Consider the following 23,555-nt stretch of genomic DNA (forward strand, 5'->3'; position numbering starts at 1 on the left):
GCCCCCCTAGCCGCGGAACCTGAGCACGGTGGTGAAGCCCTCCGTGCCGTCGGTGAAGCCCGTGCCGACCAGGGTCGTGGCGGGTTCCTTGCGCCCGAATCCTGAGGAGTACCAGCCCAGCGGTGGATCGGTCTCGCCGCGATGCGCCTGCCAGGACAGCTGTCCGGGCAGGTCGAGCACCGCGCGGCGGTCCTCGCCGTCCCTGGTCCAGGTGAGCTCGGCCCGGTTGTCCACCAGGTCCGCGGTGATCGCCGGGCCGAGGTGGAAGGCCAGACGCACGGCCCCGCCCGGGCCGCGCACCTCGTCGACCACCTTCAACTCCTGGCTTTCGGCCGTGAGTTCCACCTGGCGGCGGTGCACCGAACCCTCGTAACCGTCGTGCTCCGCGCTCCAGCGGGCCGCCCCCTCGCCGGAGGGGTCCGCGACCAGGACGCGGCTCTCGGCATGCCGGGTCCACAGGAACGGGCCGCCGGAGACGGACTGGTCGGCGCCGTCCAGCTCAAGGGTGTTGTGGCCGAGGGTCGAGCGGAAGTACTGCCGCCACTCGGGCTGCCCGTGGTAGCAGTACGTCCCCGGGTCGGCGAGCACGTCGACCCCGTCGTGGCGGACCTCCACGGACAGCGCGTCCGCGTGGGCGTGCGCGGCGATGGACAGGAAGCCGTGTGGGCCGCCGTCGCAGCGGCACCAGATCTCCTCCGGGCCGCGCAGGATGGTCATGCCCGCATCGGCGAAGTGACCCGGCCGGTTTGCCGGGCGGGACACGGCCGGTCCGGTTCCGTTTTTCTGATACGGCCGGATGAGCGCGGCCAGCAGGGGGGTGCGCACATCGGTGCCGGTCACGGCCGGCCACCAGGCGAGCCGGCCGAACACTGCCTCCCCGGTGGACAGCAGCGAACCCCAGCGGTCGGTGCCCGCGCCGTCCAGGACCAGACCGTGCCCGTCGTCCGCGTCGCCCTGGCGCGGCGGCCGCAGCCGGTTGTCCACGACGGCCGCGAGCGCGTCGGTCATCCGCAGCAGCACCAGGCGCACGGTCCCGGGGACCGGCACGCCCGCGGCGTCCGCCTCGGCCAGCGCGGCCAGGCCGAGTTCCAGCACCAGGCCGTGGTACTCGGAGGCCAGCTCACGGTTGATTCCGGAGAGGAAGGTGTTGCTGCGCAGGTGCCGCTCCAGCGACCGCAGGGCGTCGGCCCGCCAGCGCTCCGAGGCGGGGAACCAGCCGAACGCGCAGGCCGCGGCGAACTGTCCGGCGGCCTCGGCGATGACGTGGTTGTTTGCCGACGACCCCCGGCTGGGGAAGGCGGCCAGCCAGCGCTGATGGTGCCAGATCTGGTTCAGCGCCACTGGGTTGTCCTCGAACAGCGCGGCCGCGCCCGGCCAGCCGTCGAGCAGCCGGCGCACCCACACCCAGGACAGCAGCCTGATGCCCAGCTCGATGCCGCTGATCCAATGGACGCCGCGCAGCGGTGGGTTGGCCTCCCACCACGACCGCAGGTGCTCGGCCACGCGCTCGGCGTACCGCTCGTCCCCGGTGATCGCATAGGCGGCGGCGAGCTGGGTGAGGTAGTGGTGCCGGGACAGCTCCCAGATCTGCTTGATGTCCCCGACCGCGTCCTCGCTGCGGTACGGCACGTCGAAGGCGTAGCCCGACGGGGCCCGGCGCCCGGTCTTGGGGTCGTACCACCAGTCCGGGTCGACGAGGTCGTCGCGGGCCACCCCGAAGTACTCGACGTGCCCGTCCATCAGCCGGTCCGCCTCGGCCACCAGGCGTTTCGCGGCGTCCGACGGCACCGCGGCGATCGCCCCGGCGGGCAGTACCGCGGTGAACCGGGCGCCGGTCACGCTCGGGCAGTTCGGCGGCGCCGACCGCCAGCGCCGTCTGCGCACCGTGTCGCCCACCCGGCCCGCGACCTCCTGCGGTCCCATCCGGGACAGCCGTCGCAGGTACCAGCCCGCGCTCATCGTCATCGTGCGTTCTCCAACGTCACCGGTGCGCCGCCGGCCAGGCCGGCCTGCACGGCGAGGGTGGCCGCCGTGGTGGCGACCAGCGACTGAAGCGGCACCGGCATCGGTCCGCCGGTCCGCACGGCCTTGATGAACGCGGCCAGTTCGGCGTTCTGGCCCTTGTCCCGGGCCTTGGGCAGCCTCGAACTGACCCACTTCTTGCGGCCGTACACCGAGGCACGGACGAAGTCGTCGAGGCGCAGCACCTTGCCGTCGGCGACCAGGTCGAGCGTCTCCTTGGGGAAGCCGGGCGCGCCAGTGGTGACGTAGCTGATGGTGGCGGTGGACCCGTCCGGGTAGCGCAGCACGACCTGCAGGTCTTCGTTGCCGGACGGGGCGACCGCGTAAACGGAGACCGGGTCGGCGTCGAGCAGCCAGCTCGCCGTGTCGATGAAGTGCCCGCCCTCACCGGCGAACCGCGAGCCCTCGGTGCCCTGCTGGAGGTACCAGCTGCCGTGCTGCAGCTGGCCCGCGTTGACCAGGTAGCGCAGGCTCGCCGGGCCGCTCCGGGCACCGAACCGCTGCTTGGCCTCCTGCAGCAGAGGCGCGAAGCGGCGGTTGAAGCCGACCTGCAGCCGGTCGTTGCCGGACTCCTCCACCGCCGCGAGCACGCCGGACAGTTCGTCCTCGGTGAGCGCCAGAGGCTTTTCCACGAACACCGTCTTGCCGGCCAGCAGTGCCTGCCGGGTCAGTTCGGCGTGCGAGCTGTGCCGGGTGACCACGAACACCGCGTCGATGGACTTGTCGCCGAGCACGGCGTCGAGGTCGGTGGTCGCGTCGGCGAAGCCGAACTTCCGCTGCGCGTTGGCCGCGGACAGCGCGGTCGTGGTGACGACGGTCGACAACTCGACGCCCTCGCGCTGCGCCAGGTGCGGCAGCAGCATCGACGTCGCGTAGTTCCCGGCGCCGACGAACGCCAGCTTCACCGGAGTCCTGGCGGCGCGAGCCGGGTTCGGCTTGACGTTCACCCCGGGCACGGCCACCACCGGGGCCTTCGCCTCCTCCGCTTCCCCCGCCTGTTCGGGGTATCGGAACAGCGCGGTGATGGCCTTCAGGTCGCCGTCCTTCAGGCGCTGATAGGTCTCGACGGCGTCGTCGAAGTCGGCGACATGGGAGATCAGGGGCTCCACGTCGATCTTGCCGCGGGCGGCGAGGTCGAGGAAGCAGGCCAGGTTGCGGCGCTCGGTCCAGCGGACGTAGCCGATCGGGTAGTCGCGGCCCTCCAGTTCGTACTCCGGGTCGTAGCGTCCGGGGCCGTACGAGCGGGAGAAGCGGACGTCGAGTTCCTTCTCGTAGTACGCGTTCCACGGCAGGTCGAGGCGGCACTTGCCGATGTCGACGACCCGGCCGCGGTCCCGGGCCAACTTGGCGGCCAGCTCGACGGGCTGGTTGCTGCCGCCGCCGGCGGCCAGGTACACCTGGTCCACGCCGTGGCCGTCGGTGAGTTCGGCGACGGCGTTCTCCACGGCGGCGGAGGCGGGGTCGCCGCACGCCGCGGCGCCCAGGCGCTCGGCGAGTTCGCAGCGCGCCGGGTCGGGGTCGGCGCCGACGACGCGGACTCCCGAGGCGGCCAGGAGCTGCACGACCAGCTGCCCGATCAGCCCGAGGCCGATGACGAGGGCCACTTCGCCGAGCTGCGGCTCGCCCTGGCGGACGCCCTGCATCGCGATCGACCCGACGGTGCCGAAGGCCGCGTGCCTGGGCGCGAGGCCGTCCGGCACCGGAACGTAGAGGTTCTTCGGCACCCAGTTGAGCTCGGCGTGCAGCGCGTGCTCGTTGCCGGCGCAGGCCACGAGGTCGCCGACCTTCACGTCGTCGATCCCGGCGCCGACCTGCTCGACCACCCCGCACAGCGAGTAGCCCAGCGGCGTGTAGGAGTCCAGCTTGCCCATCACCTTGCGGTAGGTGGCGGGCACCCCGTTGGTGGCCACGCTCTGCATGACCTTGGCCACCTGGTCCGGGCGGGAGCGGGCCTTGCCCAGCATCGACATGCCCGCCTCGGACACCTTCATCATCTCGGTGCCGGTGGAGATCAGCGAGTAGGCGCTGCGGACCAGCACACCGCCCGGCTTGCACCCCGGCACCGGAACGTCGAGCACCGCCAGCTCGCCGCTCTTGTAGTTCTGTACAACCTGCTTCACTCGAACTCCCCTGATTCCTAAGCCGTTTGCCGAGTGCTCTGGCCGGACCCAGAGGTCGCGTCGCGATACCAGTACTCGAGGGTCAGCACATGCCACAGATGCTTGGAGAAGTCCTGCTGCCCGGCGGCGTCCTCGGCGACCATCCGCTTCAGTGCGTCGCGGCGCAGGATCCCGGAACGGACGAGCTCGCCGTCGTTGACCACCTCGCGCACCAGCGGTGCCAGATCCCGGCTCATCCAGGCCCGCAGCGGGGCGCTGAACAGGCCCTTGGGCCGGTACACGATCTCCCGGGGCAGGATCGAGGTGGCCGCCTCCTTCAGGACCGCCTTGCCCTGCCGTCCGACGATCTTGCGGTCGCCGGGGATCGCGAACGCCGCCCTGACCACCTCGACGTCCACGTACGGCGTCCGCACCTCGGTCGACGCGGCCATGCTGGAGCGGTCCGTGTACGTGAGGTTCAGGCCCGGCAGGAACATCCGGGCGTCGGTCAGGCACATGCGGTTGACGAAGTCGTCGAGGTCGTTGTCCTGGTAGACGTCCTGATGTTCGGTCAGCACGTCGTCGACCGTCCCGGCCAGGTCCGGATCGAGCAGGGCGAGCAGCTCCTCCTGGTCGTACATGGTGTAGCTGCGTCGGAACGCGGTCTCCTCCGGAAGATCGGCGAAGGACAGGAACCGCTTCGCGAAGCGCACCGACCGGAACCCCCGGCGGGAGGTGGCGACCGGCAGCCGGCCCACGGCCGCGGACACCCCGCGCCGCAGGGGCCGCGGGACGCGCTGGTAGCGCAGCGCGATCAGGTTGGCCAGGTGCTTGCGGTACCCGGCGAACAGCTCGTCGGCGCCCATCCCCGAGAGCATCACCTTGACCCCGGCCTCGCGTGCGGCCGTGCAGATCAGGAACGTGTTGATCGCGGCGGGGTCGCCGATCGGCTCGTCCAGGCTGTACGTCATCTGCGGCAGCAGGTCGAGCACGTTCGGGGCGATCTCGATCTCGTGCAGGTCGACGCCGAACCGGGCGGCCACCTGCCGGGCGTAGCGCAGGTCGTCGGGCATCGCCTCGAACTTGGCGTCCTCGGCGCGGAAGCCGATCGTGTAGGCGGAGATCCCCGGCTGGTGGCGGGCCGCCAGCGCGGTCAGATAGCTGGAGTCGAGGCCACCGGAGAGGAAGGTCGCCACGGGTACGTCGGAGAGCAGGTGGCGCCGGGTGGACTCCTCGACGACGGCGGCCAGGTCGGGCTGTTCGCCGGCGCGGGCCCGCTCCCGGCCCTCGGCGGCGACGTCCTTCAGGTCCCAGAACCGGCCGCGCTCCACCCGGCCGTCGGGCCGGCACCGCAGCCAGCTGCCCGGCGGCAGCTTCTCGGCCTCGCGGAACGCGCAGCGCGAGTCCGGCACCCAGTAATAGAGGAGGGAGGCCACGAGCGCCGCGTGGTCCACTTCCAGCTTTCCGCCGGTGGCGGCGGCGAGCGCCTTCAGTTCGGAGGCGAACACCAGGCCCTCGCCGCGCCGCAGCAGGAACAGCGGCTTGATGCCCAACTGGTCGCGTGCCAGGACCAGTTCACCGGTGCGCTCGTCGAAGATCCCGAACGCGAACATGCCGCGCAGCCGGGGCAGGCAGTCCGTGCCCCAGCGCCGCCAGGCCTCCAGCAGCACCTCGGTGTCGGAGGTGCCGCGGAAGCGCACCCCGGAGGCTGCCAGCTCGGCGCGCAGCTCGGGCGCGTTGTACAGCTCGCCGTTGTACGTCAGGGCGAGACCGTCGGAGACCATCGGCTGGGCGCCGGTCTCGGTCAGGTCGATGATGGAAAGGCGGCGGTGCCCGAGGTGCACCTCGCCGTCACCGACGGGGTGGCCGTACCGGCCCGCCCCGTCCGGGCCGCGGTGGGCGAGGGTCTCGGTGAGCCGGTCGGTCACGACCTTTCCGTCCGGCCAGCGGTAAGTGCCTGCGATGCCACACATGTCCTACCGCCCGTCCTGGTCGTTGCCCGGGACGCGTGCGGCCCAGATCGGCTGCCGCTCCGTCCGCGGCTGGTTGGTGCCGTTGTGCCGGGTCGACCGCTCGGCACGGCCGCGCAGCGCGATGTGCAGCCCGTCCCACAGGGTGCCGTCGGTCCGGTCGCGCGGATCGGGGTCGATCAGCACCACACCGATCACCGGGATGCGCTGGTCCGCGAGCTGCCGCGCGACGGTGTGCAGCCAGGCGGCGCTGCCGTGTCCGGCCCGCACGACGAGCACGGTCTGGGTGCCGAGGTGGCGGAGGTCGGTCCATGCCGTGCCGGGCGCCACCGAGCCGACGCCGATGCGGCGCTCCTGAGGCGACAGGGTCGCGGCACGCTCGCCACCGACCACGGTCGGATCCCCTGGCTTTTTGCGGCCTTCGAGCTGTGCGCCGGGCAGACCGTCGACGACGGTGACCGGTCCCTGCGCGGCCATGGCCCTGGCGAGATCCAGGGCGATCACGCCGGTGCTGCGCGCGCAGCCCAGTTCCAGCAGCGACACCGGTTCCGCGGAGTCACCCGCGGTGCGGGCCAGGGTCGCGGTGAGCCGTTCGCGTGTCACCCGGGTGCGTCGGCGCTGCCACAGTTTGCCCGAGCGGCGGGGCAGCTCCGCGATGACCGAGGCGCCCAGGTTCGCGGCGATGTCCCGGCGCAGCACGGGGCGGTCCGCCACCACCGTGCCGACGGCGGCCAGCGCGAGCCCGAGGACGAGGCCGAGGACGAGCCCGACCGCGGCTTCGGTGACCAGGGCCTTGGGCAGGGAGTGGCGCACCGCGCGCGGTGTGTCCACGATCTGCGTGCCGGCGATGACCTGGGGCGTGCCGGTGCGCGCGTCCGCGGCGCGCTGGTCGAAGTCGGAGATGCGCGAGTTGAGTTCGGCCCGGCGGGCGAAGAGCGACTCGATGCCCGCCGACGCCTTCGGGTCGCTGTCCGGCGATCGGTTTCCTATCTCCTTGTTGACCTGGGCGAGCTCGACCCGCATGCGGTCACGCTGGTCCAGCAGGGCCTTGGCCTCGGCCTGCGCGGTGTCCCGCATCCGCCGTACATGGTCCGCGATGAACGAGTCGGCCAGTGCCTTGGCGCGGGCCACCGCTTGTGCGTCGTTGTCGCCTGTCACGGTGATCTGCAGCAGGTTGTTGGTCAGACCGGCACCCTGGTAGTCCTTCATGAAATCCTCCGGTTTTTCCGGGGACTTCAGGGACTGCAGGGCCTTGTCGGCGATCTGCGTGGTCTGCAGCAGCTGGACGTCGGTGCGGATCAGCGTTCCGGTGTCGTTCGGCTGGTCCTCCGCGTGCGCGACCAGCACCTTGGTGACCGCGGTCGGCGGCGGCGGCATCAGGACCGCCACCGCGGCGCCGGCCAGCAGGCCGAGGAGCGCCATGGCCGTCCACAGGCGGCGGCGCCTGCGCACCGCCACCACCAGCGCCTGCAGGTCGATGAGCGGGGTGGCCGACGACTCCGAAGTCGTGCTTGTCGTCATGCTGAACCTCCCGTTGCGTGGCCGCGCACCGCGAGAGCCAGCGTGGCGTCGTCAGGAAGTGGGCCGGCGGACCGCGTGGGGCGGGACCGAACCAGGTCGGCGACGACGATGCCGACAACCTCGTGCCTGCCGTCCGCGCATGCCTCCGCGATGCCGGCGAGCTCCTCCGCGGTCCAGCTGTCCGCACTGAGGACCACCACCGCGCCGGACTCGTTGTCGCGGTCCGGCACCACCGGGCGCTCCACCGAGACCTCCACCATCCGCAGCGTCGGACCGCTCCTGGCCTCGGCGACGAGCTGTCCCGCAGCCCGGCGGGCGATCTCGTCGCCGTCGGGTACGACGACCAACAGCCGCTGGGCAGAGGGCAGTCGCTCCCTCAGCCGGGCACACACCCGCCGGTAACGGAGCCGTCTGCCGGCCTCGTCGCCGGACTTCTGCAGGGCCGGTACGTCCCACGGGGTGTCGACGCCGAGGAGTCGGCGGATCCGGGCTCGTGGGCCGCCGCCTTCCGGCCGGTGCGCGCGCCGTTCACCGGCCACGTCGACGGTGCCGAGGAGCGTCGAACCCAGCGCCGCGGCGATCTCCGGTTCGGTGCGCAGCCGGCGGTTCATCCGTGCGGCCACGAGATGGCCGATGACCGCGAGCAGGAAGAACAACAGCGCTCCGCCGACGATGAGCTGGATCCTCGTCGGCGCCGCCTCGCCGGTCGGCGGGGCGGCGGGCCCCATGACGACCATGCCTGCCTTGTTCGTCGCCGGGTTGGCCTCGGCCACCTTCTTCATGGCCCCCTCCAGCGAGGTGCGCAGGTTCTCGAGCGCGGTGCGGGCCTGCACGCTCTCCACGGTCTGACCCGGGTCGGCCGCCTTGGCCAGGTCGCTGATGCGGCGGTTGGTCTCCTCGACCTTCTTCCGCAGCGCGTCGTTTGCCGTGGTCGCTGCGGAGTCCGTACCGCTGCCCGCGATCTGCGCGGTGTACTGCACGAATTGCTGGGCCACCTGGTCGGCGAGCTGCTGCGCGCGCTTCGGGGTGTCGGCCGTACCCGCGATCGTGATGATGTTCCCGTCCGCGGCCTTGGCGCTCACCTGGTCGCGCAGCTCGGTGCCGCTGACGCCGGACCAGTGCAGAGTGTCGGCCGCGCGGTCGACCACCGCCGAACTGGTCGCGATGTCCACCTGGGTGAGCAGCTCGCGCTCCTCCCACAGTCCCGGCAGCAGCACCGGTGCCGAGGCCGTGTAACGCGGTGGGAACACCACGACCGAGGCGCCGAAGCCGACCAGCGCGCCCACGACGGCGAGGACGGCGAGGAGCCGCCAACGCCGATGGAATATCCGCCCGATGGTGACCAGGCGTATCGTGTCCTCGCTCAACTGCGCTGCCTCTTCCCTGTCCGGACCCGGCCGATCGCCGACACCGGGGTGTGGTCACGGCAGGCGGCCGCGTAGGCGGCGAGCAGCGACGCTTGTGAGTTCTGCCAGGAGAGCGGACCGCTGATCCGCTCCTGGCCGATCTTGCCCATCCGGGCCCGCTTGTCCGGATCGTCCATCAACTCCGCGACGAGTTCGGCGAATCGGGCCTCGTCATTGGCGGGTGCGTAGACGGCGGCGTCACCGGCGGAGACGCGCGCCTCCTTCAGGTCGAAGGAGACGATCGGCCGGCCCATCGCCATGTACTCGAGGACCTTGTTCATGGTCGACACGTCGTTGAGCGGATTGCGCGGGTCGGGGGAAAGACACACGTCAGCGGTGGACAGATAGCGCACCAGGTCGGCGTCCGGAATGCGGCCGGTGAACTGCACCTGCTCGGTGAGCCCGAGCTTCTTGGACAGCTCCACCATGGCGTCGAAGGCGTCGCCGGAGCCGACGAACACCGCATGCCAGTCGGTCCGCCCGAGCTCGTCGCGCAGCTTCGCCAGGGACCGCAGGGCGTAGTCGACGCCGTCCTGGGGGCCCATGACGCCGAGGTAGCACAGCAGATGAGACTTGCCGCGCTTCAACTCCGGCTCGGGCGGCACCGGTTGGAACCGCTCGATCTGGGGCGCGCTGCGCACCACGAAGACGTCCTCCGGGCGCTTGCCGCCTCGGCGCATCGCGACGTCCCGGTAGCTCTCGTTCGTGGCGAGGACGATGTCCGCGGCCCGGTAGGTCCGCCGTTCCAGCGCGCACACGCCGCGGTAGAGCAGGTCCTTGCCGCGGTCGAACCGGGACAGGTACAGCTCGGGCACCAGGTCGTGCTGGTCGAAGACGAACCGGGCACCGCGCCGCTTGAGCCACAGGGCCGGCAGGAACAGCAGGTCGGGCGGGTTGCAGGCGTGGACCACGTCGACCGGGCCGACCTTGCGGGCCAGCCGGGCCGTGTGCCACAACGCCGATCCGTACTCCTTCAGGTAGCCGGCCGGTCCGCCGGTGGCCGCGCGCAACGGGTAGCGGTGGATCCGCACCCCGTCGATCTCGGCCTCCGGCTCCGTGTCGCGCTTGGTGCCCTGCGGACAGATGACGTGGACCGTCCAGCCCGCGTCGCGCAGCGTCGTGCACTCCTGCCACACCCGCCGGTCGAAGGGCACCGACAGGTTCTCCACCAGGATCAGGGCGCGTCGCCCCGACCCCTCACCGCTGATTGCATTACCAAGCAAGGCCCACGTACCCCGGTTCGGTCCGGCGCGCATCGGCGTCGGGAAGGTGGATGAGGTCGACGATCACCGGGGCGTTCCCATGGGGCAGCACCGACAGCACGGCCGGATCCCTGGTCCCGACCAGGCAGACCTCGGCATGGTCGAGCACCTCCTCGACGGACTCCGCGAGCAGCTGCGCGAGGTGCGGCAGCCGGCTCTCGATGTACTCGCGGTTCGCGCCGAGCAGCCGGGAGAGGCTCACATTGGCGTCGTAGATCTTGAGGTCGTATCCCTTGCCGAAGAGCCGCTCGGCCAGCTCGACGAGCGGGCTCTCGCGGAGGTCGTCGGTGCCGGGTTTGAAGGACAGCCCGAACATTCCCACGCGGCGCTTGCCGGTGCGCTCGACCAGGTCCACCGCGCGCTGCAGATGGTCGGCGTTGGAGGGCAGCACGTGGGAGAGGATGGGCACCGAGACGTCGGCCCGCTGTGCCGCGTGCACCAGGCTGCGCAGGTCCTTGGGCAGGCAGGAGCCGCCGAAGGCGAAGCCGGGCCGCAGATAGGCGGGACTGATGTTCAGCTTGCGGTCGGCCAGGAACACGTCCATGACCTGGTGCGAGTCCACCCCGAGCGCCTGGCACACCGCACCCAGCTCGTTCGCGAAGCCGATCTTGAGTCCGTGGAACGCGTTGTCCGCGTACTTGATCGCCTCGGCCGTCGGGACCGGCACCCGGAACACCTCGCCGGGCAGGCCGTCGTACAGCGCCATCACCGCGTCGCCGCTTGCCGGGTCGAGCTCGCCGACGACGGTCTTGGGCGGGTCGAAGAAGTCCCGCACGCTCGTGCCCTCGCGCAGGAACTCCGGGTTGACCGCGACCCCGACGTCCACCCCGACCGTGCCGCCGAGGTTCTTCTCCAGGATCGGCACCAGCAGGTTCAGGCAGGTGCCCGGGAGCATGGTGCTGCGGAACACGACGGTGTGCCGCCCGCCCCGCTCGGCCAGCGCTGCGCCGATCTCCTCGGTGACCCGCTCCAAGTACGTGGTGCACAGGCTGCCGTTGGGCTCCGACGGCGTGCCGACGCAGATCAGCGAGATCTCGCTGTCCATGATCGCCTCGCGGACGTCACCGGTGGCGCGCAGGGCTCCGGTCCGCACGACGTCGGCGATGAGCTCGCCGATCCGCTCCTCGACCACCGGGGCCTTGCCGTCGTTGACCAGGTCGACCTTCACCTGGTTGACGTCCACGCCGATGACCTCGTGCCCCATGCTGGCCAGGCACGCGGCCGACACGCAGCCCACGTAGCCGAGCCCGAAAACGCTGACTCTCATGACCCGTTCCTCCCCCCACACAGGCCCTTGTGGCCTGCGGTCCCCCCAGTCAGGCCCTTGCGGCCTGCCGTCCACATGTCGGCCGGACGACGCCCCCCGCGCATCAGTAGGCCCCCTGCCCGTGAAGCACCGCACGCATCGTCTTCCACAAGATCACTGTGTCGAGGGCGAGCGACCAGTCCTCCACGTACCGCAGGTCGAGGCGGACGGCCTCCTCCCACGGCAGATCGCTGCGTCCGCTGATCTGCCACAAGCCGGTGAGCCCGGGCTTGACCAGCAGTCGCCGCCGGATGTCCGGGTCGTACGCGGCGCACTCCTCCGGCAGGGGCGGCCGCGGACCGACGAGCGACATCGATCCGGTCAGTACGTTGAACAGTTGCGGGAGTTCGTCGATCGAGTACCGGCGCAGTACTGCTCCCACCCGGGTCACCCTCGGGTCCCGGCGGACCTTGAACAGCAGTCCTGCGCCCTCGTTGCGCTCGGCGAGCTCGGCCCGTGCTCCGTGAGCCCCGGAGACCATGGTGCGGAACTTGAGGATGGTGAACTCGCGGCCGTCCTTGCCGACCCTGCGCTGGCGGTAGAAGGCCCCGCCCCTGCTGTCCATCAGGACGAGCAGCGCGACGAACACCATCAGCGGCGCGAACACCATCAGCAGGACCGCCGCGCCCACCCGGTCGACGACCCCCTTGATCGCCCGGCGGCCCCCGGTGAAGGTCGGCATGCTGACCCGCAGCAGCGGTATCCCGAGCACCGCGTCGACGTGCAGCCGTGGGCCGGCCACCTCCATCAGCACCGGGGCCACGACCATCTCGGCATCACTGCCTTCGAGGTTCCAGGCCAGGCGCTGCAGCCGGTCCGGTGTCCAGTACGGGTCCGGTGTGACCGCGACGACGCGGTAGCCGTCGTGGCGGACGTGCTTGGCGACGTCCGTCAGCCGGCCGACGACCGGCACGCCGTCCAGTTGGTCGCCGTCGATCCCGCGACCGTCCGTCGTGCACACCGCCTCCACCCGCCAGCCTATGTGCGGGAACTTGCGAGTTCGGCTGATCAGGTCGCGCACGGTGGCCGGGCTTCCGGCAGCGAGCACCGGTCTGAGGCACTGCCCTTCCTTGCGCTGTTTGTGCAGCCAGAGGCGGAGCAGATACCGCGCCGTCATGGTGACCAGCGCGATCGCGGGGATCGCGACGAAGATCCAGAGCTTGATGTTGCGTGAGGTGAGGGCTATCCCGCCGAGCGCCAGTACGACGGTCGCCGCGAACAGTGAACGTCCGAGCCGGCGGAATTCCTCGGCTCCCTGCCCGAGCACGGCCGGAGCCCACGCCCGGCCCACCGCAAGCGCTCCCAGCACCAGCAGTTCGGTGCCGAATGCCAGAATCCCCCACTTCTCATGCCAGTTGGCCGCGTCCCGGGCCCCGAAGAAGTTGCCTATGGCCGCCACCACCAGGGCGGTGGCCACGGTGTCGCTGGTGATCACGGTACGGCGGTACCGCTGCTCCCAGTCGTTCGCGGGCTGGCTGATCGCCTCTTTCGCCAGACGCCCGCGCGCCGACGAAAAAGGGTCGACTATTCCCCCCTGCCGCACAGAAACCCCCCGGTCCCCAGTGAAACGACGTGTTCGCCCAACACAGCCCCTCCCCCCACGGGAGGCCCCCGCCTCCCGCACGCTTCCTCCCCTCGGGAGGCCCCCGCCCCCCGCACTGCGCTGTCCCTTCCCGCGACAGGCCCCCGCCTCCCGCGCACGACATCACGGCTACTGCAGCCCAACCTGAACAACGCGTCCTGGCCGCAGCGGACTCACATGCCCGGCCGGACTCTCGAGCTGCACGGAAACCCGTCGAAACCTCGGGTGCTCCCCGCACCCGAAGGCCCTCTCGGGCCCCAAGAATTGATCACCCCCACGTCGGCGCCAGAAACGCGGCTACTGGCCCTCTGCATCGCCGACCCATGGATCACCATTTGTCGCCTCGTGTCCCAGCATGCGAAGCAAGGTCAATCTAGACCATCGGAACCCATCTGGAGAGAGGAACGTGTGGAATTTGTGCTCAAGATTTGAAGATGGCTCCAATGAGTCGGTGACGGCCTGCGGGTGCGTGCCGACGGAGGACGTGCCTTGTGACCTGTGCTGCCGCGCGCACCCAGGGTCTGCCCGGCCGATCTTGCTCGGTGGGCAAGGGGTTGTGGTTACGGGTGGGGGGCAACCGACGCCACCTGGAAAGCGGAACCTCGCCGCCCCGTTCACGCAGGCAGACGCAGAGGCTCGCAAACGGCGCCTCCCTGGACCACGGGGAAGTCAAGAGTCCTTTTCAGTCTGGACGGAAGTAATGGAAGTTGGCGATGTTGCGGGTGGTCGGCTCGCTCGAAGCGCACAACTGCCCGGGACTCGGCGCTTGCGCCACGGGGCCACCGTCGGAGCCTTGTCGCGACGGAGCTTGCGTACCGGAGCTCATGATGGGCCGGGGCGAGCAGGGCGGCAGCGCCGGCCAGTACCTGGTCGGCAACTCGCCTCGGGGCCGTACGCCGTCGGGGTCACCGCGACCGGTCGGGCCCCCGGAGCTGACGCGGGCACGCGGCTCGGGGCCAGGCCGAACGGCTCAGGGCACCGAGGTCCACGTCACCGCCGCTTCTCGATGACCTTCGCGTGCAGGAGCGTTCCGGCGAGTTCGATGCGCAGGCGCGGATCGGCAGCGGATTTCTTGGAGCGGAGCTTCACCTTGGAGTAGGTGAGGTTGAGCCGGTCGGTATCGATCACGATGTCCGGTGAGGCGACGAGAATCAGCTTGCCGTGCATCATGTCCGCCTCGATCCGCAGGACGCCCGAGGTGGTCACCGCGTGGGTGAAGTCGAAGGTGACACGGCACAGTTGCGTGCGCACGTCGATGCGTGGAGGCACCGACCAGCGTCCCTCGCGTACGTACTTGCCGCCGTGTTGCTCTACCACGAGGAGGTCCTTGCCCTTCAGCGTGGGCGGGACCGGCAGGTCGGTGATGAGCTCGGCCAACTCGCCCAGCGTCCGGGCCGACAGCGCGCTTTCCAGCCGGCTGTCGAGTTCCTCGGCGCTGAGCCGGCCATCGCCGGCGGCGACCCGCAGCACATCCACGACGCGGTCGCGATCCGCATGCGATGCCCGCAGGCCGGGCGGCTCGTTGGACATGGCAGCCACGTTGGCAGCGCCGGGTGGAGCCGGGTCTGGAGACCGCAGCGGAACCGGGCCGCCATGACCGGCCGAATGCGAACCACCAGGCGAGGACGCCGATTTGAGACACGCCCTGACTTGAGTTTCAACCTCTGACTAGGTGTTGAGAGTTGCGCGTGGCACGAATGGGCAGGTCCCATCCCGGCTCATACGACGCGGCCACTACGGCCGAGGCCGACCGCTCTCGCGTGGACCGACTGGGCCGGCCGCTCGATGATTCGCGCACCCCGTGTGATCGCCGACCACGACGAGCTGTTCGAGCCGCTGCGCGCCCGGCGCATCCACGGCAGCGGGCACCAGCCGGGCGACCCGGACAAGGCCGCGGCCGCGGTGCTGCGGATCGTGGCGGCCGACCAGCCGCCGACGCGCCTGCTGCTCGGTACCGACGCGCTTCGGCTCGTCCAGGCCGGACGCGACGCCTTCGAGCGCGAGATGGTGACATGGGCCCAGCTGTCGGCCTCCACCGACTTCGACGACGCCAGCCGAGCCGCCTGACGTCACTCGCTGTCGGCCCCCCAGCGCGGGGCCTCGACGGCGGCCGTCATCGCCGTCGCCGCCCAGGTGGTCGGTGTTGTCGCATGACGGTCCTCGGCGACTGGACCCCGGACGTGAAGCGGTCCAACACCACGGGCAACGGCACCGGAGTCGACGACGTCGCCTGGGACGCCGTCGCAGTTGTTCCCGGCGACTTCAGCGGCACGCCGGAGGTCGACGAAATGCCGCAGGCTGCGAGGCGTGTACTTCGCTCTGCCGTCTACGTCGACCAGGCCGGCCGACCGGCACGTCTTCGTGAAGTGGCAGCCGCAGACGCAGGCGCTGAGCTTGCTGCCCTTGCCGCGCCGGCTCAGGGCGAAGAACATCTCAAGCCACAGCCGGTTGGCCCCTCTGGAAGGTGAAGCCCACGAGCCCGGCGCCCGACGCGCCAGGTGGGCGTCGATCTCCTGATCGACGACCGGGGTGGTTGGCGTGCGCCCTACGATGCCGTCGCCCGTCGAAAACACCCGCCACGTCGTTGAGTTGAAGAACTTCTGTTGCGGCGTCAACGCCGGGTGGATGTCGACCGACACTCCGTCGGCCCCACCCTCACCGTGGCGTTCGGTCTTGTGGGTCCGCTTCGGCACGGGCCTCGGGGCGTCGCCTCACCGCTGAGGACTGCAGTCGTAGAGGCCGAAGCTGCCGTCGGCGTGGCGGGCGTAGTCGGTGGGCCGGATGCGGGTGCAGTGGGACTTCACCCAGGTGGTGGCGGGAGTGGCGGGGCGCTGGGTGGTGAGCAGCGCATAACGCAGTTGGTGGGTGGCGACGAGGCTGCCGAGCTGCTGGGCGGTGGGGAAGGGTGTGCTGCCGGTGAAGCCGCCCATGACGAGGATGGGCTCGGACTTCGCGCGCAGCAGGGGCTCGGCGGTGTAGGCGGCCTGGGTGGCGAGCAGGTACTTCTCGCCGTGGCGGTGCGTGGTGAGGTAGTCGAGCAGGGCGGTGTCGCGGGCGTTCGGCCGGCCGAGCCCTCTCCTCCGCGGAGCGTGGCGGGGATGCTCGTAGTACGACTTGCCGACCGGACCGGCCATCGGCGAGGTGGCGGCGCCCGCGTAGAGCGGGTTGAGGCCGGAGACGGCCCAGCCGGCCGGCACAACCAGGGTGGCCGCGATTCCGGCGGCGAGGGCTGCGTGGACCATCCGCGGGGAGGTGCGCGGTCCGCGGTTCCACAGCCCCACCACGCCGCACAGTGCCAACATCACGGCGACCGGCAGCAGCCAGGAGACGAACCGGGTCGGCCAGTCGAGCACCAGCGCCCACACCGCCGTCAGCACGATCGCCGCCGGCAGCACCAGGTGCCGCCGGCCGCCTGCCTCGTGCTCCGCCTCCGGCGCAGGTTCATAGCTCGCCTCCGGCGCCGGTTCGTACCGCGCCTCCAACTCCGGTTCGTACTGCGCCTCCAACTCCGCTTCGTACTGCGCCTCCAGCTTCGGCTCGTACTGCGCCTCGTACTCCGATCGGAAGAGCGCGAGCCCGCCGCCGGCCAGCGCGGCGAGCGCCGGGGCGATGACGGCCGTGTAGTAGGCGTGGTTGCCGTTGGAGGCGCTGAAGACCAGGGTGTGCACGGCCAGCCAGCCGCCCCACATCACAAATCCCGTGCGCAGCAGGTCGGTTCGCGGCTGCCCGATGCGCCAGAGGACGCCCAGGACCGCGGCGAGCACGGCGAGCGGCAGGAACCAGGCGACCTGCGGGCCGACCGTGTGGTTGATCAGCATGTCCCAGCCGGTGTTGCCGGTGGTGCGGCTGGCGGCGGTGCCCGCGACGGCGCCGAACGCGGTGGAATCACTGCTGAAGCGGCTCAGGCCGTTGTAGCCGAAGACCAGGGCGAACGGATCATTGTCGGACGTGCCGTCGAGGTACGGGCGGCTCGCGGCCGGTGTCGCCCAGGCGATCAGCACCCAGGAGCAGGAGACCACCAGGGCGACCGCACCGGCCAGCAGAACGCGCAGCGCCCGGTTCAACCGGGTTCCGGGCGCGGCGAGTTGGTAAACCGCGGCGAAGACCGGCAGCACCAGCCACGCCTGCAGCATCTTCGCCTGGAAGGCGAGCCCGACCCAGATCCCGCACGTGATCAGCGGCAGCAGCCGCTCGGTGCGCACCGCCTTCTGCAGCGCGCCGGCGGCCGCCACCAGGAGCAGCGTGAGCGCGGTGTCCGGGATGGTGGCACGGTTGAGCGCCACGGTGACCGGGGTGAGAGTGAGCGTCAGTGCGGCGATCAGCGCGGCGAACGGACCGGCCCAGGCCCGTACGATCCGGTGCAACAGCCATACGGTGAGCACGCCCTCGACGACCTGCGGAAGCGCGGCCGCCCAGGTGTGCGGGCCGAAGAGCCAGACGGAAACGGCGTCGGGCCAGAAGGCACCCGGCAGCTTGTCGATGCTGATGGAACCGCTCGCGTCGAGCCCGCCGAAGAAGAAGGCACGCCAGCTCTCGGCCATCGACCGGATCGCCGCGCCGTAGAAGGGGTGGAGCGCGGCGTGCCCGATGCCCCAGGAGTACAGCACCGTGGCGACGACCAGCACCGCGGCGAGCGCCGGGCGCTCCCAGCGCGGGGCGTCTTCCGGCGGGCCGGAGCGGCGGTTCGCCGCCCGGCGGCCTCGGTGCGCGCCGGTGGGCTGGACGGCGGGGATGGCGGTCATGGCAGTGGTCCTCGGATCAGCAGGTCAGGTGAGGCGGCGGTGCGCGGGCGGTGTGGTCACAGGCGGCGGGCCGCGCGGAAGCCGCGGGCGTAGAAGTCGGTGCCGTCCAGCAGCGCGTGACCCGACATGTCGCCCATGGTCGGGCCGTTGGCGGCGGAGCGACTGGAGTAGAAGCGGTGCCGGCCCTGGTCGTCGAGGCCCATGTACATGCCGACGTGGTCGATGAAGTCCGGCCGGTCCTTGATGATGGCGAAGAAGACCAGATCACCGGGTTGCAGGGCGCTCAGGTCGGTGGCCCGCTGCTTGCCGGTGTGAGGGATCACCAGGCGGCCGGGACCGTCGGCGGCGATGGCGAACGCGCGGCGCGGCAGGCCTGCGCCCTTGGTGTTGGTGTTGTGCAGGGGAATGCCCATCCGGTAGCCCCACACCAGCCGTTGGAAACCGGAGCAGTCGGCGTCGCCGTAGCGGTCCTTCTCCGGCTGCACGCGCGTGCCGTCCGGGAAGGTCCAGGGAATACCCAGATAGTCGTAGAAGTCGGACTTTTCGTCGTAGTAGGCGAAGTCCAGCGGGTTCTTGACCGCGGCATTGCGCGGGCCGAAATGTGCGGTGCCCGCGTAGCGCACGCCGGCGGCGTTGTGCTTGTCGGGCGCCCCGGCGCTGCTGTACTGGAACGCCACCGCGAAGACGTCCGGACTGGTGTCGCCGAGCGCCTTGCGGAACCAGCTCTTGAACGAGGCGGACTTCTCCATGCCGCGCTGCCACTCGTGCGGCAGCACCCGCACCCAGGCGTCCGTCGTCACCTTGGCCTCGGTGGTCCGCGGCTCGCTGAAGGTGCGGGTGGGACCGGTGAGTACGGCCGTACGGGCTCCGTCGGTGAAAGTGGCGAGCGTGCCGCCGTCGGCGGCACGGACCACGGTGCGGGCGGGGGCGGACAGCCGCTCGAAGGTATGGGCCCCGGTGGACCGGGCGCTCGAGCCGGTGCCCGACCCGTCGGCGACCGTACCCCCGTGGTCGTCGCTGCCCTGCCTGAGCTGGTCCCAGGCGTACCCGCCCACCGCCCCGGCGGCCGCGACGCCCGCGATCGTTCCGAGCACGGCGCGGCGAGTCGGGCTGCTGCGTCTGCCGACGGGGTTGGAGTGCATGGCCGATCCTCCTGGAAGTGTGAGGTGAGAGGGGGTTGGGCAGGTCAGCCGGTGGGCAGGGCGCCCATCAACAGGCCGGAGACCAGCACCACGTACGTGGCCAGCGTCACCGCCGTGGTCGAGATGACCGTGGCCGCCATGGGCTGCCGGACCATCTGGTAGGAGACCAGGCCGGGGACGATGAAGCCAAGGGTCTGTGACGTGTACAGCAACGGGAACTCGTGGCTGAGGGCGAGCATCACGGTGGTCTGCATCACCACCGCGCACAGCACCACGGCGGCGAAGAGCCGCTTGCCGTAGAGAATCACCGTGCGCTGCAGCAGCTTCGTCATGAAGTACGTGGCCGCCGCCACGCCGACCATCAGCCCGGCCATCCGCACGTCGGTGACGAGCGTGAGGGCGATCCAGCCCGGAGTGATCATCCCCCCGGGAGAGAGGTTGGTGGTCAGATAGCAGACGAGCGAGAAGACCAGCCCGAGGGCGATCCCGAGTGCGGCGGTCTGTGCGGTGAGGTTGGCGGGGATCACGGTTTCCTCGGGGACTGGGGCGGATCGTAGGCGTGGTACCGGTCGTGGGAGTGGTGCGGGTCGTCTGCGGTGTTCTGGTCGTCGGACCGGCCGTGGCGAGCGGCGAACCGGCGGGCGAGTTCGCGTTGTTCGGGGATGCGGAGGGCGTACGTCGGTGTCTCCAGCGGGGCCACCCAGCTGTACGGCTCCGGCTCGGGCGGCCGGGCCACCGAGACCCGCGGCCGGGGCAGGGCGATCTGCATGGTCTCCTGGTCCAGGCCGTCACCGTCGGGGACGGCGTCGAACAGGTCCTCGGACTCGTCCAGCGGCAGCTCGGCGAGGCATTCCAGGAACAGCTCGCCCTGACCGTGGATGTTGCCGATCGCCACCAGCGAGGAGGCCGGGCCGAGTTCCGCGAGCATCGCCGCGGTCAGCTCATCGGGGTCGCGGCGATCACCGCCGAGATCCACCACCCGTCCGGTGAAGCCGGCGGGGATCGCATCGCGGGCGCTCCGAGTCGGGTGGCCGATCAGGAACACCGTCTCGGCGGCGAGGTCGGAGACGATGGCGCCCATCTGGCCGTTGCGCTCCACCCGGTCCGGGCGGCAGTTGATGACCACGTTGATCGGCCGCTTGATCGCGCCCAGATCCTCCAACTGTTTCACGTTCATCAGCGTCGACTCGGGGTCGTTGGCAGCGAAGACGTTGGCGAACCGCAGCTTCTTGCCGTCGGGGGTGACGTAGCGCTCCACCGACAGCACGCCCGGGTCGGGGGGCGCGTCCCACATGCCCTGCATCGCGGTCTGCCGCTCCACGCCGAGCAGTGCGGCGACGGCGAGTGCGATCGCCACGTTCTCCTTGAATGTGAACCAGCTGAAGCCGCGCAGTTCGGCGTCGGTCACCGACTCCGGATCGACCGCGATCAGACGGCAGTTCCGCTTGTCGGCCTCCTCCTGGAGGATGTGCAGCCGGTCCTTCTCCGCCGTCACGCACACCCCGCCGACGGGCATCGAGCGGGAGAGCGAGCGGGCGACGTCGTCCAGCGTCGGCCCCATCTCCTCCAGATGGTCCTCGCGGACGTTGCACAGCACGCCGATCGTGGAACGGATCAGCTTCTCCTGATTGGTCTCCTGCAGCGCGGGCATCACCGCCATGCACTCGATGACCAGCGCGTCCGGCCGGTAGGTCGCGGCCCGCCGTACGATGCCGATCTGCTCGACGATGTTGGAGATGCCGAACTTGCGGTAGATCGGTTCCTCGGTGGCATCCGGATGGATGAACCGGGCCGCGGTGCCGGTGGTCTTGGCCACCGTGACCAGGCCGCCGCCGCGCAGTGCGCCCGCGCACAGCCGGGTGATCGAACTCTTGCCGCGGATGCCGTTGACCAGCACCCGCGTCGGTATCTGTTCCAGCGAGGCGAAGTGCCGCCGCTGCTCCAGGATTCCGGCGATCCACAGCCCGGCGCAGCACAGCAGGACGATGACATAGAGGAAGAGCACGCCGATTCCGTCCTTACTACCGCTGGAAGGTGTTCTCACGCAGGGGCCGGGAGGGCCCGGGGGCGTGGCCGGATCTGGCCGCCCGGTCGCGTTCCGCCAGGGCCTGGCGGATCAGCTCCAGGCTGCGGGTGACCGAGCCGATCTCGTCGTGGTTGACCGGATGCAGCACGGTACGGCGGTCCCCGCCGGCGAGCCGCTCCACGAGCACGGCGACCGCGCGCAGCGGCCGGATCACCACGACATGCAGCCAGCCCAGGCAGGCTGCGCCCATGGCGAGGCCCAGGATGCCGGCGAGCATGGTGCGCTGCTCGGCCTGCACCGCGGGGATCTGGAGCGCTGCCGCGGGCTCCGCGGTCACCACGTGCCAGCCGAGGCGGGCCGTGGGGCCGCTCTGGGCCAGCGGCGCGGCGGCGTCGACCGAGGGGCCGGAGGAGGTGGGGTGCACCGCCGAGGTCGCGATGCCTGCGGTCCCCGGGGCGCTCTGGGTGGAGCGGGCGAGACGGGTCAGGCCGGGGTCGGGAAGCGGCTGGAAGGCGCGGTAGCCCACGCTTGCCGCCAGCACCTTCTCCTCCCCGTCCGTCACCCAGACGCTGCCCAGCTTCGGCCTGGGCAGGATGGAGTTGAGCGTCTTCACGTCGATCTCGCCGAACAGGACCACCCCGGCCGCCTTGGCCTTGCCCTTGACGGCCCGGACCTGGGCGTAGGCGGCGATCGCCGGGATCCGGCCCGAGATGTTGACGGTGGTGATCCCGCCGCCGGAGGGCACATGGACGCGGGTGCGCAGCGGTGTGCCGCCCACCCTCAGCGTGATGCCGCCCGAGCCGTCCAGCAGATACAGCGAGCGGTACTGCCTGTGGTCGGCGAGGGACTGCCGCAGAACCTCGGTCTGGGCGGCCCGGCTCCTGCCCGGCAGGCTTGCGGCCGCGGCGCTCAGGTCGCTGTAGGACTGGTCGAGGGACTGCCGGATCCGGTTCGCCACGATCTCGGTGCGCGTCTGCTGGTCGGCGAGGACCGGAGCCGGAACCGCGGTCGCGGAATCCGCCCGGTTCAGCAGGAAGACCATCGGCACCGCCCAGCAGCCCACCACCACCACGCCGAGCACGGCCAGCGCCCGCAGGCCCGGTCCGCGCCGGGCCGGGAACTCCTGCGGGCCGCTCTCGCCGAGCAGTTGCCGGCGCAGCGAGTCCAGTGCCCGCCCGATCCGGGCCAGTTCCCCGAAGCCATGAACCGGAACCGGCCGGGACAGCTCCGCCCACGCGCCGTCCCCGGTCGCGCCCCGCGCGATGCGGCCGGCGGACAGATACAGCCGCAGCAGTGGCCGCTGCACGGAGAAGTACAGCGCCAGCCCGAGCAGCAGCGCGACTCCGGCCAGTGCCCCGGCGGCCTCGAGCGCGAAACGCGAGTAGTCGGCGGTGGTGGTCGTGGCGGGCACCGCGCGGGAGGTGAGCACCACCAGACCCAGGTCGTCGGTGGCGCCCGGACCGGTCGCCGAGGCGACCTGGGCCCAGCCGGCCACGGTGCGCCGGCTGCCGGTGGCGGCGCCCAGCAGGCTTCCGGAGGCGTCGGAGTCAACCCCCGAGCCTTTGGCCGCGCGGGCCGCCGCCGCGGACAGGCCGCCGCCGGCGACGCCCGGCGACGCCTTGCCCTGGACCGCGGTGGCGAGCGCGCTGCCGCTCGCGTCCAGCACTTCGGCAGTGCCGCCCTCGCCGTACGCCGCAGGGGCGGGGAGCGCCTCGGTGACGACGAGCAGCCACTGTCGCTCGGGCCGGTTCGGGGCCTGGTAGTCCTGGTCGGGGTCGTCCCGCTGTGCGGGCAGCGTGACCCTGGCGAAGTACAGCAGTTGCGGACTGCCGCCCGACGTCACCAGCCGGGGCGGGACCGTCCCGGAGGCCGTCCTGGCGACGTCCACGCCGGCCAGCGGCACCGTCTTGCCGCCGGCCGCCAGCAGTCTGCCGTTGTGCCGGTCGAGCAGCGCACTGCCGAGGACCGTCTTCCTGGCAGAGGTCAGGGCCTTGAGCGTGGTCACGGGGGTCGATGTGCTCGTCGCGGGGTACGCGCCCGCTGTACGGCGTACGGTGCTCGCCTCGGCGTCGATCGCGGTGCGCAGCGACTGCGCGGTGTCCGCGGCGATCTGCTGCTCCCCGTTCAACACGGCCTGCGGGATACGCACGTTGTGGATGCCGTCGAGACCGATCACGGTCAGGGCGGCGACCACCAGCAGGAGTACGACCAGTGAGGCTATCGGCGGGCGCACCCCGCCGAGCATCGGCATATCGGCGCGGCGGCGGATTCGGTGGCGGCGCGGCGCCCGGGGTGCGGAGGGCAGGGGAACGGATCCTTCCTCAACTGGCGCCGAGCGCCCAAACGTTCGATAGAACGAACATCTTAGCCCCCGCCTGTCACATAACCATCACACGTTCGCCGCATGTGACGTACGCGTTAATTCGAAATCACGGGGCCACCGGGAGGCGGCGACACCTGCCCGCCACCGCGGCACA

General features: G+C 71.1%; 16 protein-coding genes. 1 reads left to right on the plus strand and 15 read right to left on the minus strand.

The features are described from left to right. Nucleotides 1-6 precede the first annotated feature (6 nt). The 9 genes from EDD92_RS04700 to EDD92_RS04740 form a co-directional block, all read right to left on the minus strand. Nucleotides 7-1,965, minus strand: a complete 1,959-nt coding sequence (locus EDD92_RS04700; protein WP_123963130.1) for an alginate lyase family protein — start codon at nucleotides 1,963-1,965, stop codon at nucleotides 7-9. Beyond that, nucleotides 1,962-4,142, minus strand: coding sequence for a bi-domain-containing oxidoreductase (locus tag EDD92_RS04705; RefSeq protein WP_123963131.1), 2,181 nt, complete (start codon nucleotides 4,140-4,142; stop codon nucleotides 1,962-1,964). The genes EDD92_RS04700 and EDD92_RS04705 overlap by 4 nt, the downstream gene beginning before the upstream one ends. Before the next feature lie 17 nt (nucleotides 4,143-4,159). After that, a complete protein-coding gene (gene asnB, locus EDD92_RS04710) occupies nucleotides 4,160-6,094 on the minus strand; it encodes an asparagine synthase (glutamine-hydrolyzing) (protein WP_123963132.1) in 1,935 nt (644 codons plus the stop codon). A gap of 3 nt (nucleotides 6,095-6,097) precedes the next feature. Next, a complete protein-coding gene (locus EDD92_RS04715) occupies nucleotides 6,098-7,612 on the minus strand; it encodes a Wzz/FepE/Etk N-terminal domain-containing protein (RefSeq protein ID WP_123963133.1) in 1,515 nt (504 codons plus the stop codon). Continuing rightward, nucleotides 7,609-8,979, minus strand: coding sequence for a polysaccharide biosynthesis protein (locus EDD92_RS04720; protein ID WP_123963134.1), 1,371 nt, complete (start codon nucleotides 8,977-8,979; stop codon nucleotides 7,609-7,611). Before EDD92_RS04720 ends, EDD92_RS04715 begins: the two co-directional genes overlap by 4 nt. After that, on the minus strand, nucleotides 8,976-10,274 hold the full coding sequence (locus tag EDD92_RS04725; protein ID WP_123963135.1) for a glycosyltransferase family 4 protein: 1,299 nt from the start codon (nucleotides 10,272-10,274) through the stop codon (nucleotides 8,976-8,978). Before EDD92_RS04725 ends, EDD92_RS04720 begins: the two co-directional genes overlap by 4 nt. After that, entirely contained in the window at nucleotides 10,231-11,547 is a 1,317-nt protein-coding gene (locus EDD92_RS04730; RefSeq protein WP_123963136.1) for a nucleotide sugar dehydrogenase, read from the minus strand. Before EDD92_RS04730 ends, EDD92_RS04725 begins: the two co-directional genes overlap by 44 nt. A 103-nt stretch (nucleotides 11,548-11,650) precedes the next feature. Beyond that, nucleotides 11,651-13,129, minus strand: a complete 1,479-nt coding sequence (locus EDD92_RS04735) for a sugar transferase (RefSeq protein WP_123963137.1) — start codon at nucleotides 13,127-13,129, stop codon at nucleotides 11,651-11,653. Nucleotides 13,130-14,158: 1,029 nt separating this feature from the next. Beyond that, the gene (locus EDD92_RS04740; RefSeq protein ID WP_123963138.1) at nucleotides 14,159-14,698 is read right to left on the minus strand and encodes a DUF1707 domain-containing protein; all 540 of its coding nucleotides are present in this window, start codon (nucleotides 14,696-14,698) and stop codon (nucleotides 14,159-14,161) included. Nucleotides 14,699-14,971: 273 nt separating this feature from the next. Between EDD92_RS04740 and EDD92_RS04745 the strand changes: the two genes are divergently transcribed. After that, nucleotides 14,972-15,235 carry a hypothetical protein gene (locus EDD92_RS04745; protein ID WP_185123934.1) on the plus strand — a complete coding sequence of 88 codons (264 nt, stop codon included), beginning with the start codon at nucleotides 14,972-14,974 and terminating at the stop codon, nucleotides 15,233-15,235. Nucleotides 15,236-15,237: 2 nt separating this feature from the next. On the opposite strand, the gene EDD92_RS04750 is transcribed toward EDD92_RS04745, so the two are convergent. The 6 genes from EDD92_RS04750 to EDD92_RS04775 all read right to left on the minus strand — a co-directional run bounded on the left by EDD92_RS04750 (nucleotide 15,238) and on the right by EDD92_RS04775 (nucleotide 23,311). After that, the gene (locus EDD92_RS04750; RefSeq protein ID WP_123963139.1) at nucleotides 15,238-15,807 is read right to left on the minus strand and encodes a hypothetical protein; all 570 of its coding nucleotides are present in this window, start codon (nucleotides 15,805-15,807) and stop codon (nucleotides 15,238-15,240) included. Between the two features lie 72 nt (nucleotides 15,808-15,879). After that, nucleotides 15,880-17,910, minus strand: coding sequence for a glycosyltransferase family 39 protein (locus EDD92_RS04755; protein WP_123963140.1), 2,031 nt, complete (start codon nucleotides 17,908-17,910; stop codon nucleotides 15,880-15,882). Nucleotides 17,911-17,966: 56 nt separating this feature from the next. Beyond that, a complete protein-coding gene (locus EDD92_RS04760) occupies nucleotides 17,967-19,052 on the minus strand; it encodes an NlpC/P60 family protein (protein WP_123963141.1) in 1,086 nt (361 codons plus the stop codon). A gap of 44 nt (nucleotides 19,053-19,096) precedes the next feature. Further along, complete coding sequence (locus EDD92_RS04765; RefSeq protein ID WP_123963142.1) at nucleotides 19,097-19,579, minus strand: poly-gamma-glutamate biosynthesis protein PgsC/CapC; 483 nt, start codon at nucleotides 19,577-19,579, stop codon at nucleotides 19,097-19,099. Continuing rightward, nucleotides 19,576-21,057, minus strand: coding sequence for a poly-gamma-glutamate synthase PgsB (gene pgsB / locus EDD92_RS04770; protein ID WP_123963143.1), 1,482 nt, complete (start codon nucleotides 21,055-21,057; stop codon nucleotides 19,576-19,578). Before pgsB ends, EDD92_RS04765 begins: the two co-directional genes overlap by 4 nt. 16 nt (nucleotides 21,058-21,073) lie before the next feature. Beyond that, nucleotides 21,074-23,311, minus strand: a complete 2,238-nt coding sequence (locus EDD92_RS04775; protein WP_260326316.1) for a HAMP domain-containing protein — start codon at nucleotides 23,309-23,311, stop codon at nucleotides 21,074-21,076. Nucleotides 23,312-23,555: the final 244 nt, after the last annotated feature.

The sequence above is a fragment of the Streptomyces sp. TLI_185 genome (assembly GCF_003814765.1).
In the GTDB taxonomy this organism is placed as follows: domain Bacteria; phylum Actinomycetota; class Actinomycetes; order Streptomycetales; family Streptomycetaceae; genus Streptomyces.

Bases quoted from the DNA above. Each gene is read 5' to 3' on its own strand.
- EDD92_RS04700 (WP_123963130.1), bottom strand. From the start codon at position 1,965: ATGACGATGAGCGCGGGCTGGTACCTGCGACGGCTGTCCCGGATGGGA.
- EDD92_RS04715 (WP_123963133.1), bottom strand. From the start codon at position 7,612: ATGACGACAAGCACGACTTCGGAGTCGTCGGCCACCCCGCTCATCGAC.
- EDD92_RS04740 (WP_123963138.1), bottom strand. From the start codon at position 14,698: ATGTCCAACGAGCCGCCCGGCCTGCGGGCATCGCATGCGGATCGCGAC.
- EDD92_RS04760 (WP_123963141.1), bottom strand. From the start codon at position 19,052: ATGCACTCCAACCCCGTCGGCAGACGCAGCAGCCCGACTCGCCGCGCC.
- EDD92_RS04730 (WP_123963136.1), bottom strand. From the start codon at position 11,547: ATGAGAGTCAGCGTTTTCGGGCTCGGCTACGTGGGCTGCGTGTCGGCC.
- EDD92_RS04725 (WP_123963135.1), bottom strand. From the start codon at position 10,274: ATGCGCGCCGGACCGAACCGGGGTACGTGGGCCTTGCTTGGTAATGCA.
- EDD92_RS04755 (WP_123963140.1), bottom strand. From the start codon at position 17,910: ATGACCGCCATCCCCGCCGTCCAGCCCACCGGCGCGCACCGAGGCCGC.
- asnB (WP_123963132.1), bottom strand. From the start codon at position 6,094: ATGTGTGGCATCGCAGGCACTTACCGCTGGCCGGACGGAAAGGTCGTG.